Genomic DNA, 15,382 nt, shown 5'->3' on the forward strand with positions numbered 1-15,382 from the left:
GGCACCGAGTGGTGGGGCAAAGACCTTTTGGTTACTTTTGGCTGGGCCGGCATTCCGGGCGTTTGCCAAAAGTGACCCGCTGTAAGAGCGGAACCATAAGCCGCCGTTACCGAAGAAACGGATATGTACTCGGTCCCCCTCCCTCAGGCCACTTTTCCAGCCGCCTGGCGCTCCCGCTCAGCCACCAACTGCCGAGTCAGCGGAATCAGCCTCTTCCCGTAATCAATAGCATCATTCAGCGGATCAAACCCACGAATCAAAAACGTCGTGATACCCAGGTCGTAATAATCCAGCAACGCCTCGGCCACTTGATCGGCCGTACCCACCAGCGATGTAGAGTTACCCTGGGCCCCCAGCAACCCCGCAATCCCGGTCCACAACCGCTTATCCAACCGCGACCCCTGGGCCGCCGCCGCCAACAGCCGCCGCGACCCCTCATTCGGCGGTTCACGCCTCACAAACCCATTCTTCTGCGCCAGCGCCGTCGCCTGCTCCAGAATGCTGTCCGCACGCTCCCAAGCCAGCGCTTCAGTCTCTGCCAGAATCGGCCGCAACGACAAACTGAAGCGAACCGTACGCCCATGCCTGGCCGCCTCAGCCCGCACCTGGGTGACCACTTCCTTCACCTGCTCGTAGGTCTCACCCCACAGCGCATACACATCCGCATGCTTGCCCGCCACCGCAATGGCCGCCGCTGAAGACCCGCCAAAATACAACGGTATATGCGGCTGCTGCGGCGACTTCACCGTCGAAAACGCACCCTCGTACCGGTAGTAAGTGCCGTGATGGTCGAAGGGCTTTTCACTGGTCCATTCCTGCCGCACCACGCTCAAGTACTCGTCGGTGCGCGCATAACGCTCATCCTTGTCGATATGACTGCCATCGGCCCGCAGTTCACGGTCGTCGCCGCCGGTGATGATGTGCACCGCGGTGCGCCCGCCGTTGAACACATCCAGCGTGGCGAACTGCCGCGCAGCGAGGGTGGGTTGGACGAAGCCGGGCCGGTGGGCAATCAGGAACTGCAGCTTTTTCGTCACGCTGGCCGCATGGGCAGCGATCAACGTACTGTCCGGGCTGTTGGAATGGAAGGCCACCAGCGCGCGGTCGAAGCCGGCCTCTTCGTGGGCGCGGGCCACGGTCTCCACGTAGTCGGGCTGCAAGGTCGGGCCGCTGCGAGGGTGGATCTCGGAGGCGTGGTGGCCGCCGATATAGCCGATAAATTCGATGCTCATGGTCAGTCCTTGTTGAGGGCAGGAATAAAGCTGCTATCGAAAATAGAGGCCGTACCCGAGCCTGTAAAATGCCGATTGGTTCTATCCTAATTATAAAAATACAGAATCATAGTTTTAGATTTTTATCAGTAATGCGCATTTTAATCGCATTAGGTTATTCCCAAATAGAATTTCACTGAGGTTTTTTATGCGAATAGCATGAAACCGCAGCGGCGCTCCTGGCCGTGTTCTTGATGAGGAAGGAAGCCCGATGACTGAAAAGTCCCTTAACGCCAGTTCGTTTTCCGTCGACAAGGCCGAGGGTCAAGCCGGCGTTGCGTCCCGCTTGATTCCGCGCTGGCTGCGCAACTGGCGCACCCCCGATGTGTTGCTGCGGCTGGTCAGCCCGATTGTGTTGCTGTTGCTGTGGGAACTGGCCTCCGAGCTGGGCTTGATCCCGGCACGGATCATCGCCGCGCCGTCTCAGATTGGCGGCACCCTGTGGGCAATGATCGTCTCCGGAGAGCTGGGCAAGCACCTGCTGGTGTCCCTGCAACGGGCGCTGCTAGGCTTGAGCATCGGCGTGAGTATCGGGGTGGTGGCCGCGTTGATCACCGGCCTGTCGAAGCGCGGCGAGGTAATCCTCGACTCACCGATGCAGATGCTGCGCACCATTCCTTCCCTGGCACTGGTGCCGTTGTTCATCCTCTGGTTTGGCATCGGCGAGTTCACCAAGATCGCACTTATCGTTACCGGCACCACCTTTCCGGTGTACCTCAACCTGTTCGCCGGCATCCGCAACATCGACCCCAAACTGATCGAGGCCGCCAACACCCTCGGCCTCAACCGTCGCGAGCTGATCTGGCACGTGATCCTGCCGGGCTCGTTGCCTTCGTTTTTTGTCGGCCTGCGCTATTCCCTGGGCATCTCCTGGCTGGCCCTGGTGTTTGTCGAGCAAATCAACACCACCGCCGGTATCGGCTACCTGGCCAGTGATGCGCGGGACTTCATGCGCACCGACGTGATCGTGATCTGCCTGTTGATCTATAGCGTGCTGGGCCTGCTGATCGACGGCTTGATCCGCACCCTGGAACGTTTTGCCCTGGCCTGGCGCCCATCGTTTGTGAGGAACTGACATGTCGATTCTCGAAGCTTCAACAGCACCGGTGCAGTTGCGCAATGTGGTGCGCCAGTTCGGCCAGCAGCGGGTCATCGACGGCCTGGACCTGGATATCGCCCCGGGGGAGTTCGTTGCGTTGCTGGGCGCCAGCGGTTCCGGCAAGACCACCTTGCTGCGCAGCCTCGCGGGCCTGGACAGCATCGACAGCGGCCAGTTGCGCGTGCCCAAGGCCCGGGCGGCGGTGTTCCAGGAGCCGCGCCTGATGCCGTGGAAGCGCGCCTGGAAAAACGTGATTCTCGGCCTGCGGGTTCCCGACGCCAAGGCCCGTGCGGTGCAGGCGTTGACGGAAGTCGGGCTGGCCCATCGGCTGGAGGCGTACCCGGCGACCCTCTCCGGCGGCGAGGCCCAGCGCGTGGCATTGGCCCGCGGCCTGGTGCGCGAGCCCAAGCTGCTGTTGCTCGACGAACCGTTCGCCGCGCTGGATGCGCTGACCCGCATCAAGATGCATCGCCTGATCATCGAGCTCTGGCGCAAACACACGCCGGCCGTGTTGCTGGTGACCCACGACGTCGACGAAGCGATCCTGCTGGCCGACCGCGTGATCGTGCTGGCGGAGGGCAAGATTGCCGAGCAACTGCGCATCGACCTGCCCCGTGCACGGGATACCGGCCAGGACGGTTTCCAGGCGATTCGCGCGCGCTTGCTGAGCCTGTTGGGGGTTGAAGTGGACGCCCCGGCCGCCCAGCCTGCGAACGCCAGCGTCAGGCGGTTTGCCCATGGTTGAATTCAGAACCCTTTGCCTGTTGGCGGCTGCACTGCTGATGGGCGGCTGCGACAAAGCCGCTGAAGCGCCGAAGTCTGCATCGGATCTGTCGGGTGTGACCTTGATCCTCGGTGACCAGGCCAAGGGCTTGCGTACGGTGGTGGAGGCCGCCCACGCCCTGGATGGCATCGACTACAAGGTCCAGTGGGCCAACTTCCAGGGCGCCGCGCCGCTGTTCGAGGCCTTGCGCGCCGGCGCCGTGGACCTCGGCCCGGCCGGGGATACACCGGTGCTGGCGGCTGCCACCGGAGGCACGCCGCTGCGTATCGTTGCGGTGCGCCGCAGTCAGGCGCGCAGCATTGCGATCCTGGTGCCGCCCGATTCACCGATCCACAGCGTGGCCGATCTGAAAGGACGCAATGTGGTGGTGTCGTCGGCCCGTGGGAGCATTTCCCAGTACCTGCTGATCCGCGCCCTGGCGAATGCCGGCGTGGATGAAAAGGACGTCAACGTCGGCTTCGTGCTGCCCACCGATGCATTACCTGCGTTCAACGCCGGCAAGATCGAAGCCTGGGCGACCTTCGGGGTGTACCAGGCGTTCGCCGAACAGCAGGGCGCGCGGGTGCTGATCAGCGGGGAGGGCATCAATACCGGCCTGACGTTTATTACCGCGTCCGATGAAGTGCTCACCGACCCGCTCAAGCGCCAGGCGTTGCGTGACGTTTTGCAGCGGTTCGCCAAGGCTTTTGAATGGGCGCAGCAGAACCCCGAGGAATACGCACGGGTGTTTGCCACGGTCAACGATATCCCGCTCAAGGTTTCACAGTTGCTGCGCACATGGGGTGATGAGTCGCTGCTGCCGGTAGAGGAGCGGGATGTGCAGGCGTTGCAGCAGGTGGATGATTTGTTTGTGGAAAAGAAGATTTTCCCGCACCGGGTAGAGGTAGAGAAACTGACGGATACCGAGGTGTTTTCGCCGCAATCGCTGGCTGGCGCGCCCTGAAGTCGTTGTGTTTTGCCCGGACCTGAGGTCTCATGGGTCCGGGAAAAACTTGCGGGTAGGGAACAGCACTTGATACGGGAAGAACTGGCGCAATATGGCGGTATCACCGTCATGATTCCGGCCGCAGTGGTGATCGCCGTCTGGCTCTGGTATTCCCGGCCCCAGGCGGTCAAGTGGTGGCTGATGACCATCGCCTGCACCTATTCCATCGTGGCGTTCAGCAAGTTGCTGTTCAAGGGCTGGGGCGTGGCGCTCCAGCAGCTGGATATTGCGGTGCTCAGCGGTCACGCCATGAATACGTCGTTGATGGTGCCCGTGGCGATGAGCCTGGTGGCGCGCCGGGTCAACCCCGAGTGGCGCTGGCCCGCAGCTATCGCCGGGATGTTGATCGCCGGCTGGTTCAGTGCCTATTGCGTGGCACCCTATATTCACCCACTCAACGAAGCACTGGCCGGTGGCTTTTTGGGCGGCATGGCGGCACTGGCGTTTCTATGGCGCCTTGAGGTGGTTGAAGTGCGGGTTTCCCCATCGTTGATCGGGGGGGGAATGGTGATCCTGTTGTTAAGTGCGATGGCACCCAAGTACAACGCCGAGAAGCTGCTCAACCATGTGGCAGTGGCCGTATCAGGTGCCGACCAGGCCCATCAGGAGCCTTCCTGGCGGGCCTCTTCCATGCAGTTGAACGCCGAGTAAGTGGCCAGGTCCAGGGCCAGGTTACTTTCCACCAGCAGCTCCAGCAGCACCGTCTGGCAATTGAAGCGCCGGGCATCGCCACGGCGCTGCGAACGCTTCATCTGCTTGAACAGCGTGTCGGTTATGTCCTGCGGTGAGATGCCGCGCAACTGATCCAGCCAGTGAGACATGATCCGGGTGTTGCGCGCATATTGCTCCGCCGGCAGTTGTTCGTGCGGTGCCAGGCCCACGAAACCTTCAAACGTGTTCGTCAGCCTTTTCAAGGCGTAGGCCCGTTTCAGATCCTCATAAATGCTCATGGCCGCTCCTCGGTGCAGGAAATATTCGCCAATAGTTCGGCCGTCTTCATTTGCATCAGGTGGCTGTCGCCGCGGCTCTCCACGCACAGGCAGATGGACAGGGGATTGCTCACCTGCAACTTGAAGCGCCAGTCGGCAAACACCATTGAAAGCCCGGTACAGGATTCGTCACTGTCCAGGGAATGGCCGGCGTATAACACCTGCATGCGTTCTACAACGGTGGTTGAACTATTAACCTTGACGTGAATGTTTCCCGAAGAAGGAAACAGGCCGATACGCTCTACCAATAGCTTTGAACTTTTCATGGCCGTCCCTCGCTGTTAATTCACGTATTACTTTATTCTCAAGAGGTGAAAAAGTAAGCGGATGTTATTTTTAGTCTGTTATTAAGTTGAATGTTATTTCTTGTCTGTTCAGCGCCGCTATCAGTCACTTCTTTGCACTCGGCTGATTTCTGCCAATGGCAAGTTGATGCGTTGTTCCCGTTGCAGGAAGTTCATCAGCAACACCACACGTTCCTCACCGTCCATGGCCAGGAAGACCGCTTCAAGTTCGGCAAACGGCCCTTCATTGATGCGCACGCTTTCGCCGGGCTGCAACAGGGCGCTCACCACGGCCTGGTGGTCGCGCTCCTGGAGTTCGTCCACCAGCGTGTCGCTGATGGGCAACGGGTGCGCGCCGAATGCCACGACCCGCGACACACCGCGGGTCGAGCGCAGTGAGCTCCAGCTGTCCTGCTGGCTCATTTGAATAAACAGATAGCCGGGAAACAACGATTCACGGGTGGTCCTGCGCTGGCCCTTCAACAGCCGTTCGCGTTTATAGGTAGACCGGAAGCAGGTATAGCCCTGGCGCTGGAGGTGCTCCTCGGCGCGCTCGTCCTGCCGGGATTTGCACTGGACCAGGTACCAGGCTTTGTTGGCATTTGCGCTCATGGGCGTTCCTCTTCCTATATAGGGCGATACGTGACAAGGCTGTAATTTAAAACCGATGGGAGTGACGAAGTAATGAATGTTATAAATTGTCGGTTTGAAGGCGGTGGTTGTTATTTTTCGTCCGGAGATAATTTTGGGGGAAGTAAGGGTTACGTGTTAATAAATACTGCCGTGAAGTAATGAAGTTGAAGAGGTTGCTTCATGGGGTAATGGATGGCCCGGGGATAGTGCCTTGTTTAAAAGAGTGTTGATTGTCTGTATTGGCAATATTTGCCGTAGTCCCACCGCGGAAAGTCTTTTGCGTGGCGCACTCCCGTGCTCCGATATCAAGATCAGTTCTGCAGGTATTGCCGCGTTGGTCGGCAAGCCGATTGAAACCACCGCCCGTGCGGTACTCGAAGCCCACGGTCATCCGGCCGACAAGCACCAGGCCACCCAGTTGGCGCCACAGGCGATCAGTGAAGCCGACCTGATCCTGGTCATGGAACGACAGCACATCAATGCCGTGCTCAGCATGGCGCCCGAGGCACGAGGCAAGGTCTTGCTGCTGGGCAAATGGCAAAACGAGCGAGAGATCAGCGACCCGTACCGTCAAGGCAAGGCCGCGTTTGTGCACGCTTATGCGTTGATCGAAGAAGCTGTAAACGCATGGGCGCAGCGTCTTGCACGCTGATCGCCACTACTTTTTGAATCGAAATAAAGGCTAAGAATCCGACTTATGCAGCAAACGCCAGCAGTCACCGTACAGGAAGACGATAACGGGGAGATTGATCTCCTCGGTCTGTTTGGAACACTGATCGACCATAAATGGCTGATCGCTGCGGTGACCGGTGCCTTTATGGTCACTGGCGCCGCCTATGCGGTGCTGGCAACCCCGGTCTACCAGGCGAATGCCCTGCTGCAGGTCGAAGCGAAAAAGAACGACTTGCTGGGCTTCTCGGACATCGGCGGGATGCTGGGCAAGGAGTCGCCGTCGGCCACCGAGATCGAGCTGATCCAGTCCCGCTACGTGATTGGCAAAACCGTCGACAACCTGAAACTCGATATCGTCGTACAGCCGATGTACTTCCCGGTGGTGGGTGAGTTCCTGGCGCGCCGCTTCCAGAAGGCCAACCCCGGTGCAATCGCCGAGCCGCTGCTGGGCCTGGACAGCTTCGCCTGGGGCGGCGAGTCGCTGAAGATCTTCAAGCTGGACCTGCCCGACGGGCAATTGGGCAAGAAGCTGACCCTGACCGTGGGTGAAAACGCGCACTACACCCTGGTGGATGAAGATGACCAGGTGCTGGCGGCCGGCGAGGCCGGGCAGCCGTTCGAGCAAAATGGCGTGGCATTCCAGATTGAAGAACTGCGCGCCAAGCCCGGCACGCGTTTCCGGGTGATCCGCAATGCGCGACTGACCAGCATCCTCGACTATCAGGAGAACCTGGATGTGGTCGAGCGAGGGAAGGAGTCGGGCATGATCGGCCTGGCGCTGGAAAGCACCGAGCCGGACCAGGCGATCAAAATCCTCAATCAGATCGCGGCGATCTACGTGCGGCAGAACGTGGAGCGCACCTCGGCTGAGGCGGCGCAAAGCCTGGCGTTTCTCAAGGAGCAACTGCCGGAGGTCAAGAAGGACCTGGAAAAAGCCGGGAAGGCCTTGAATGAATACCAGACCCGCAGCAAGTCGGTGGACATCACCCTGGAAACCAAGGCGATTCTCGACCAGATCGTGGGCCTCGATACCAGCATCTCCGAGCTGAAGCTGCAACAGGCCGAGATGGACCGCAAGTTCACCCGCCAGCATCCCGCGTATCGCGCATTGCTGACCCAGATCGGCGAGCTGACCAGCAAGCAGCAGAGCCTGGCGAGCCGGGTCGAGAGCCTGCCTTCCACCCAGCAGGAACTGCTGAGCCTCACCCGGGATGTCGAGGTCGGCACGGCCATTTACACCCAGTTGCTCAACAAGTCCCAGGAACTCGATGTGATGCGCGCGGGCACCGTGGGCAACGTGCGCCTGATCGACACCGCAGACGTCAATTTCTTCAAGCCGATCAAGCCGAAAAAGATCCTCATCGTGCTAATCGCGACGCTGCTGGGCGGCTTCCTGGCGGTGACGCTGGTGCTGCTGCGCAAGGCGCTGAACCGTGGCCTGGAAAGCCCCGAAGCCATCGAGCAACTGGGCTTGCCGGTGTACGCGTCGATTCCGTACAGCACGCTGCAAAAGGTCGAAGAAGACAAAATCACCCGCGGGCGTGGGCGTGCCGATGCCGGTTCTTCATTGCTGGCCATCAGTCACCCCACGGACCTGGCAGTGGAGGCCTTGCGCAGTTTGCGCACCAGTTTGCACTTCGCGATGCTCGAGGCGCCGAATAACCGGATCATGATTTCCGGCCCCAGCCCCGAGGTGGGTAAAACCTTTGTCTCGGTGAACCTGGCGGCGGTCATCGCGCAAACCGGGCAGCGCGTGTTGTTGATTGACGTGGATATGCGACGGGGCTACCTGCACAAAGTGCTGGGTGTGCCGGCCAAGGATGGGCTTTCCGACATCCTCTCCAATCAATGCACCCTTGAATCCGCCCTCCACAAAACCGGCATTGAAAACCTCGACATCATCAGCCGCGGGCAAATACCGCCGAATCCTTCCGAGCTGCTGATGCACCGCAACCTGACCGAGCTGTTGGCGCAGGTCAGCGAACGGTATGACCTGGTGATTCTGGATACGCCACCGCTCTTGGCCGTGACCGACGCAGCCATCGTGGGACGGCAATCGGGGACCAACCTGATCGTCACCCGCTATGGCTTGAACCCGGCAAAAGAGATCGAGCACACCATGCGCCGATTTGCCCAGAACGGCATCGTGCTCAGGGGCGCGATCTTCAACGGCGTTGAAAAGAAAGCGTCGGCCAAATATGGCTACGGCAACTACGGGTATTACCAGTACGAATACCAGGCTGATCGGAGCTGATTCACCACTGTAATTGCAGGATAGAGGTCACGTTTTCAGGAAGTGAACGAAAAATCCTGGGGCGGTAGCGTGCCAAATTCAAATCAGCATAAAGAATACCCAGCCATGTTTTACCTGTTATCCCTTATCGCGCTGTCAACGGGTTTGCTCGCGGCGAAAAATCCAAAATACTCAATCGTAGTGTTCGGGATAATGCTGGCTGTTATTCCCACGGGTAACTCCTACAGCGAAATAATCTCGCTCAAGGGTATCTACTTCTTTGACTTTTATATCGTGGGCGGGCTGGGCGCACTGCTGATCCGGCAGGTGGCTACACAGAAGAAACAATTGACGGTGCCGGGCGGCCTGCTTTTTGGGTGCGGGCTGTATGTGGTGTTACTCGCCTGCGGCCTGCTGGAGTCCTCGAACAAGTACCTGTTGAAAGATGTTCGGCCTTTTATAATGATCCTGTCATTTATCGTGCTCTCGAACATCGCGACCCTTGCCGCAAAAACGCTGAAGTTGCAGACAGTGCTCCTGCTATTGATCGCGATGACCGCCTTCAATGTGCTGGACATTGCCTGGTTACGCTTGGGCTTGTACAAGTTTCAAGACGTCTACTATGAAGAAAACGCCTACCGCTACCTGGACGGCGGTACGTACGCCGCCGTGGCCTATCTGATTTATTACTTCATAGACCCACGGCTGTTCGAACACAGGAAAAAGCTCGCAAGCATTTGCCTGGCCACTTCATTCATCTGTTTGTTCATTGCCAACTCTCGCTTCATCTTTGTCTCGGTGTTTGCGGCGATCATCATCCACCAATACACCCGGCCGGCCCGCATGATAGGCGTTGCCCTGGCCGGGGCGGTGGTGCTGATGGCGTTCATTGGCATCAGCAATATGATCGGGGCTGATCGAATCAATGATGGTTTGTCGTCCGAAGGCATGGCCGCCCAATTGGCCACGCGCTTCAGCCCGGCGCTGGAGTTGATCCGCGGCATGAACCCGCTGCATTACTTTGTGGGACTGGGCGCGGGCACGCCGTTCGAGATTCCCTGGTTCGAGTACCGTGGCCTCGATGACAAGAACTCGAATATCGACAGTGCCTACCTAACCTACTTCGTTAAGTACGGGCTGATCGGCGTGTACTTGTTGTACGTGTTCATTACCTCGATTACCCAGCACATGAACAGCCGGGTGGCGGTTTCGATCGCTATCTTTCTGGGGGTGATGTTCGTTGTCTCGGCCACGCCTTATCAGCCGTACGCCATCGGTATCGCGTATGGCGCGATTGTGCTGCGGGTCTGTTCCGAACACACCGCCAGGCAACGCAAAAAGATCCTCAAGCCTGGCCAGCCGCTGATAACCACACCCTTGCAGGTGAATGCCGGATGAACAGCACACTGTTGAAAAAGTTCGTGTCCAGTACGGCATGGAGTTTCGTTTCTGCCGTGGCCACCAAAGTGTCGGTGGTCATCACCGGCATCCTGGTTGCCCGGGTATTGGGTGCGCAATCGTTTGGCGAGTATGGCTTGATCCAGAGCGCGATTGTGATGCTTGCCAACGTCGCCGCCCAAGCCACCACCACGGCGACGGCCAAGCATATCGGGCAGTTCAAGGAGATCTGTCCCGAGAAGACCGGCAGGGGCATCGCGCTGACGCTGCTGTTCTCGGTTGTGTTCAGCGGGATGATCATCGGGACAGCGCTGTTTTTCCCGCACTTTTTCTCCAGCGTTATCCTGGGGGCAGACAGCCTCAGCGCTGCATCGCTGATCGTATTGAGCACCATCACGTTGATTATCCTGTCGGGATGGACCCAGGGCTGCCTGACCGGTTGGGGCCAATACCGGACAATCGCGACCATCAACGGAATCATTGCGATTGTCGCGATTCCGGCGACGTACTTTCTGACCCTGCAGTTCCGACTCAATGGTGCGCTGCTGGGCTTGGCCGGTTCTCAATTGCTGATCGTGTTCTTCAGCGCACTGGCCTGCTGGAAGACATTGAAGGCCCGAAATACCACGCTGAGTTTCAAAGGTGCAATGACTGAAAAGCACGCAGTGCTGTCGGTTGGCCTGCCGGTATTGCTGACGGGGTTGATGGTCGCCCCGATGAACTGGTTCGCCAACAAGTTGCTGGCGGAAACAACTAACGGCCTTGCCGCATTGGGCATGTACGCCGCCGCGATGCAATGGAACGCGATCTTTTCCCATGTTTCCGTGGTGTTGGGCTCTGTGCTGGTGCCGATGCTGGCCGCCGCGCTGGGCGGTAAAAGCCGCAAGTTGGACGCCTTGAACTTTCTGTCGGGCTGGCTGGTGGTGTTGGTGATCATACAGCCGGTGATCATGTTCCCCGAGTTGCTGGCCAAACTGTATGGCAGCAGTTTCCTGGGGCGGGATTTTGAAGTGACATTAGTCCTGGTAATCCTGGGTTCGCTGCTCAGTGCATTCAAGTCCGGTATTTCAAGAAAGATGATCGTGATGAACCTGGCCTGGTTCAGTGTGATGAGTAACATTCTATGGGGAGTGTTATTCATTGCCGGAGCACTGTGGCTTCGGGAAGAAGGTGCAATCGGGATTGCCAAGGCATTTATCGGCTCGCAGTTTATTCACTTCCTGCTGGGACTGCCGTATTTCGTCTACAAGAAGATATTGCCTCTGGAGTTGCTCGTATCTCCCAGGATCCTGATCTTGTGGACATTGCCTTTCATCAGTTTCATATCAAGCGCCTATGTCGAAAGTGTGCTGTATCGATTGATGATCATGGCGCTGATATTTATCTACATTCTCGCAACAACGTTTGCCTTGAATGCCGTGTTTAATGACCCCGTGGAAAATGGAAGCCCAGCATGAATATCAGCAAAGTATATATCCGGGGGGCATACGGTCCTGGTAATTTGGGTGATGACGTATTAATGCTATGCGTGATCAATATTCTGAAAAAACGCTTTAAGGAATCGGATATAGCGGTGGGTGTCGATCATCCGCAGATCGCCAGGAACTTCAACCCGCGTATCAAGTGGCTGCACATCAAGGAGCCGGTCAAGGCTGACCTGGTGGTGTTGGGCGGTGGGGGCCAGTTCTTCTCGTTTATCCCACCGGCCAAAGAGGCGGCTGCCAACAAAGGCATCGTGGCGAAGCTGTGCAAGAGCATCAAGGCGCAGACCGACCTGAAGTCCACGCTTCTGCGTTTGTATGTCGGGTTGCGCGGTGGTGTCGACAGGATCTATTTCCACCGGCGCCTGGCAGCGTTCTGTATTGGCCTGGGCCCCTTCGATGGCGGCGGCAAGCTGCTGACCCGCGCCGTCAGCGTGATCAATCGCTGTGACTACATTTCCGTGCGGGACGGTACCAGCCAGCAGCATTGCAAGGCCTTCGGAAAGTCCGACGTCGAGGTGTACACCGACCCCAGCCTGCTTTCCGACCTGTGGATCTCCAGCAAAGACCTGGAGGTCGGCAGCCTCAAGAAGGGCAAGTACCTGTCCTTCATCCTGCGCGACTGGCCCCATGACGCGAACGGGCAACAGTTCATCAAGGCGATGGTCCAGGCCGCGGATGAGCTCGCCAAGCGTGGCGAGCAGGTACGCCTGGTCTCGCTGTACAAGGAACGTGACCAGCACCTGATCGACAAGTACCACAGGTTCGAATGGTTGTGCTGGGACGCGGCGGGCGATACGCCCGAAACCTTCATGGCGAAACTGATCGTCGAGTCCGACGTGATCATCAGCGCCCGTGCACACGGTGTACTGCTGCCGGCTTCCCTGGGCTTTCCCACCATCGCGGTTGAAATCGAAAACAAGCTGAAAAAAGTCCATGAAATGCTGCCGCAGGGCACCCGGCTGGTCAGCACCCCAGACCCTGAGGTGATCAAGGCCACCATCAGCGAATTCCGGCAATCCAAGGCGCAAATGGCCGAGCACCTCAAGCAGGAGATCGCCCAGCGTTCTTCCCTTGCGCAAAAAGCGGTCGACGACTTTTTGAAATGGGTCGATGAAAAATAAAGTGGAGGGGCAACCGACGTGAAAAAGACAGCCTCGACGCTACTCATTGTGGCGTTCGCCCTGCAGGTGGCTGCCAGCGGCGCATCTGAGTTGAACGACCGTTGCGAGCCAGGCATCAAGAACATCTACCCGTCACTGCCGGACATTTCGCAGATGGCCGACGGGCCCCAGGCGCAAAGCAGCATAAAGGGCAGGGCCAATCTGACGAACAAGGCCTACAGCCAAAAGATCAAGGACATTGCCGTGCATTTTCCGGCCGGCTCCTATGACCCGGGTTCGATGGTGCGCCTTGGGTTGCCCTACGGCGGCATTGAATTCAAATCCCCACTGCCGCAACCGGGCAGGGAATGCCTGGTACTGACCTATGAGTTGAAGTTCGACAGGAATTTCGACTTTGTAAAAGGCGGCAAGCTCCCGGGCCTCTACGGTGGCACCGGCAATACGGGCGGCAAGATACCGAACGGCCATGACGGCTTTTCCACGCGCTACATCTGGAAAGAAAAGGGCGTCGGCGCCATTTACGCGTATTTGCCCACCAGTAAAACCTGGGGCACGGCAGTCGGGTTGGGTTCCTGGATCTTTACGGTGGGGCAATGGCACAGGTTGGAGCAACTGGTGAAGTTGAATACGCCGGGGCAGGCCGACGGTGTGATTTCCATTTGGTACGACAACCAGCTGGTGCACTCGGAAACCGGGCTGACGTTTAGAGACACGCCGGAGATCACCATCGACGGCTTGCTGTTTTCGACGTTCTTCGGTGGCAATAACCCGTCTTTCGCCACGCCGGTGAGTACCAATATCCGCTTCAGGAATTTTGTGATGAGTTCACAGCGCGTAACGGATACTCCAGGGCAGGGCGAGTAGATGAAGAACCTGAAACTGAACATCAAGAAGGCCGCTGTTGCGCTGTTCAATACGCTGCTCAGCCTGGCGTTGTTTTTCAATCTGCGACGCGCGTTGCTCCGGGCAACCGGATGCCGGGTGGGCGCCCGGACCACGATCCACCGCAACGTGGTGTTTTTCTCCTTCGGCAACTTCTCGGTCGGGAAAAACTGCACGGTCAATTACGACTGCTACCTGGATAATCGGGCGGGCATCCGCATCGGCGACAACGTCAATATTTCCCATAACACCCGGGTTTATACGCTGGGCCACGATATCGATGACCCCATGAGTTGCCTGGTGGGGAAGCCGGTGTTGATTGAAGACAATGCCTGGATCTTTCCCAATGTGATGGTGATGCCAGGCGTCACCATCGGAACAGGCGCGGTTGTTTATCCGGGCAGTGTGGTCACGCGCAACGTTGCAGCGTATTCGATCGTGGGAGGCAATCCGGCCAAACATATCCGCTTCAGAAACAACACTATTCGATACGACGCCGACTTTCCGATCTGGTTTGCAGTGTAAGCAATCTCACTGGCCCCACCTTTATTTATGCAGGACTCTGACGTGAAATCATTAATGATTGCATGGATTGGCTATCAACGACGCGCCGATACCATGAAGCAATACTGGGCGTATGACATTCTGCATCTGCCCAACCAGTTCAAGAAGAAATCCGCGCGGCCGCTGGATTACTTGATCAAGTCGTTTAAAACCCTGAAGACCCTGTTGGCCGGTTCGCCTGACGTGCTGTGGGTGCAGTTGCCGCCGAGCCCGGTATTGCATATAGCACTGGCCTACAAGTTTATATTCAACCGCCGGCTGAAGATTATCGCCGATGCCCACAACAGCCTGTTGCGCAAGCAATGGATAGGCTTTCCGGGCACGGTAGCGCTGTTGAATAGAATCGATGCCGTCGTCGTTCATAATTTTAAAGTCAAAGAAGAGTTGGCCGGCCTGGGCGTCAAGGACACCAATATCTTTATCCTGGAAGACTTGCCGTGTGACTTTCACGCGGCGCCCGCCAGTGAGCGCGAGACACCCTATGTACTGTTTCCGTGCTCGTTTGATATCGATGAACCGATCGAGATCGTGATCAACGCCGCCCGCGAAATGCCCGGTGTCGACTTCCTGATCACCGGCAAGCATCAGGGCAAGCTCTCCGAGGAGCTCGTGGCGTCATTCCCCGAGAACATCAAGCTGACCGGCTTCCTCAGCAAGGCGACCTTTGAACAGCTGCTGTGCCACGCGAATGTGGTGCTCGGCCTGACCACCCGCGACAACGTCCAACTGAGCGTGGCCAACGAAGCGGTCAGCGCCGGCAGGCCGATGGCGCTTTCGAATACCACGGTACTGCGCTCGTTGTTTTCCGAGGCGGCGGTGTTTGTCGACACCCTGGACCCGCTGTCCATCAAGGCCGGCGTCGCGCAGCTCATCGCCAATCAAGAAACCTATAAAGAGAAATCGGCCTTGCTCAAAGCCAAGCGAATAACCCGCTGGAAAGGCCAGGCCCAACTGTTAAGAACTGCCGCCACTATTTAATGATG

General features: G+C 58.0%; 16 protein-coding genes. 12 read left to right on the forward strand and 4 right to left on the reverse strand.

From position 1 onward, the window contains the following. Window positions 1-143 precede the first annotated feature (143 nt). Window positions 144-1,232, reverse strand: a complete 1,089-nt coding sequence (locus tag ACIOMR_RS00005) for an LLM class flavin-dependent oxidoreductase (RefSeq protein WP_177049730.1) — start codon at window positions 1,230-1,232, stop codon at window positions 144-146. A gap of 250 nt (window positions 1,233-1,482) precedes the next feature. Here ACIOMR_RS00005 and ACIOMR_RS00010 point away from each other — a divergent pair, with 250 nt between their 5' ends. The 4 genes from ACIOMR_RS00010 to ACIOMR_RS00025 all read left to right on the forward strand — a co-directional run bounded on the left by ACIOMR_RS00010 (window position 1,483) and on the right by ACIOMR_RS00025 (window position 4,790). Next, window positions 1,483-2,346 carry an ABC transporter permease gene (locus ACIOMR_RS00010; RefSeq protein WP_003211316.1) on the forward strand — a complete coding sequence of 288 codons (864 nt, stop codon included), beginning with the start codon at window positions 1,483-1,485 and terminating at the stop codon, window positions 2,344-2,346. Window position 2,347: 1 nt separating this feature from the next. Then, the gene (locus ACIOMR_RS00015; protein ID WP_008435484.1) at window positions 2,348-3,115 is read left to right on the forward strand and encodes an ABC transporter ATP-binding protein; all 768 of its coding nucleotides are present in this window, start codon (window positions 2,348-2,350) and stop codon (window positions 3,113-3,115) included. After that, a complete protein-coding gene (locus tag ACIOMR_RS00020; RefSeq protein ID WP_401191497.1) occupies window positions 3,108-4,097 on the forward strand; it encodes an ABC transporter substrate-binding protein in 990 nt (329 codons plus the stop codon). The genes ACIOMR_RS00015 and ACIOMR_RS00020 overlap by 8 nt, the downstream gene beginning before the upstream one ends. Window positions 4,098-4,166: 69 nt before the next feature. Further along, entirely contained in the window at window positions 4,167-4,790 is a 624-nt protein-coding gene (locus ACIOMR_RS00025) for a hypothetical protein (RefSeq protein ID WP_087694216.1), read from the forward strand. Here the strand turns inward: ACIOMR_RS00025 and ACIOMR_RS00030 are convergent. From ACIOMR_RS00030 to rfaH, 3 genes are all read right to left on the reverse strand, one after another. After that, entirely contained in the window at window positions 4,742-5,089 is a 348-nt protein-coding gene (locus ACIOMR_RS00030; protein WP_087694217.1) for a hypothetical protein, read from the reverse strand. The genes ACIOMR_RS00025 and ACIOMR_RS00030 overlap by 49 nt on opposite strands. Then, entirely contained in the window at window positions 5,086-5,394 is a 309-nt protein-coding gene (locus ACIOMR_RS00035; RefSeq protein ID WP_023658750.1) for a hypothetical protein, read from the reverse strand. The genes ACIOMR_RS00030 and ACIOMR_RS00035 overlap by 4 nt, the downstream gene beginning before the upstream one ends. Before the next feature lie 120 nt (window positions 5,395-5,514). Further along, window positions 5,515-6,024, reverse strand: coding sequence for a transcription/translation regulatory transformer protein RfaH (rfaH, locus tag ACIOMR_RS00040; RefSeq protein WP_003211330.1), 510 nt, complete (start codon window positions 6,022-6,024; stop codon window positions 5,515-5,517). Window positions 6,025-6,256: 232 nt separating this feature from the next. Between rfaH and ACIOMR_RS00045 the strand changes: the two genes are divergently transcribed. The 8 genes from ACIOMR_RS00045 to ACIOMR_RS00080 all read left to right on the forward strand — a co-directional run bounded on the left by ACIOMR_RS00045 (window position 6,257) and on the right by ACIOMR_RS00080 (window position 15,377). Further along, window positions 6,257-6,697: a low molecular weight protein-tyrosine-phosphatase gene (locus ACIOMR_RS00045; RefSeq protein ID WP_032899408.1), complete on the forward strand. Its 441-nt coding sequence runs from the start codon at window positions 6,257-6,259 to the stop codon at window positions 6,695-6,697. 45 nt (window positions 6,698-6,742) lie between these two features. Beyond that, window positions 6,743-8,971, forward strand: coding sequence for a polysaccharide biosynthesis tyrosine autokinase (locus tag ACIOMR_RS00050; RefSeq protein ID WP_401191502.1), 2,229 nt, complete (start codon window positions 6,743-6,745; stop codon window positions 8,969-8,971). Window positions 8,972-9,076: 105 nt separating this feature from the next. Then, complete coding sequence (locus ACIOMR_RS00055; protein ID WP_401191505.1) at window positions 9,077-10,348, forward strand: DUF6369 family protein; 1,272 nt, start codon at window positions 9,077-9,079, stop codon at window positions 10,346-10,348. Next, complete coding sequence (locus ACIOMR_RS00060) at window positions 10,345-11,805, forward strand: oligosaccharide flippase family protein (protein ID WP_177049724.1); 1,461 nt, start codon at window positions 10,345-10,347, stop codon at window positions 11,803-11,805. The genes ACIOMR_RS00055 and ACIOMR_RS00060 overlap by 4 nt, the downstream gene beginning before the upstream one ends. Next, the gene (locus tag ACIOMR_RS00065; protein WP_401191508.1) at window positions 11,802-12,953 is read left to right on the forward strand and encodes a polysaccharide pyruvyl transferase family protein; all 1,152 of its coding nucleotides are present in this window, start codon (window positions 11,802-11,804) and stop codon (window positions 12,951-12,953) included. The genes ACIOMR_RS00060 and ACIOMR_RS00065 overlap by 4 nt, the downstream gene beginning before the upstream one ends. Window positions 12,954-12,971: 18 nt before the next feature. Next, entirely contained in the window at window positions 12,972-13,817 is an 846-nt protein-coding gene (locus ACIOMR_RS00070; protein WP_401191511.1) for a polysaccharide lyase, read from the forward strand. After that, entirely contained in the window at window positions 13,818-14,360 is a 543-nt protein-coding gene (locus ACIOMR_RS00075; RefSeq protein ID WP_401191514.1) for an acyltransferase, read from the forward strand. Window positions 14,361-14,414: 54 nt separating this feature from the next. Continuing rightward, window positions 14,415-15,377: a glycosyltransferase family 1 protein gene (locus ACIOMR_RS00080; RefSeq protein ID WP_178965616.1), complete on the forward strand. Its 963-nt coding sequence runs from the start codon at window positions 14,415-14,417 to the stop codon at window positions 15,375-15,377. Window positions 15,378-15,382: the final 5 nt, after the last annotated feature.

This window comes from Pseudomonas sp. NPDC087814 (assembly GCF_044742865.1).
Taxonomy (GTDB): domain Bacteria; phylum Pseudomonadota; class Gammaproteobacteria; order Pseudomonadales; family Pseudomonadaceae; genus Aquipseudomonas.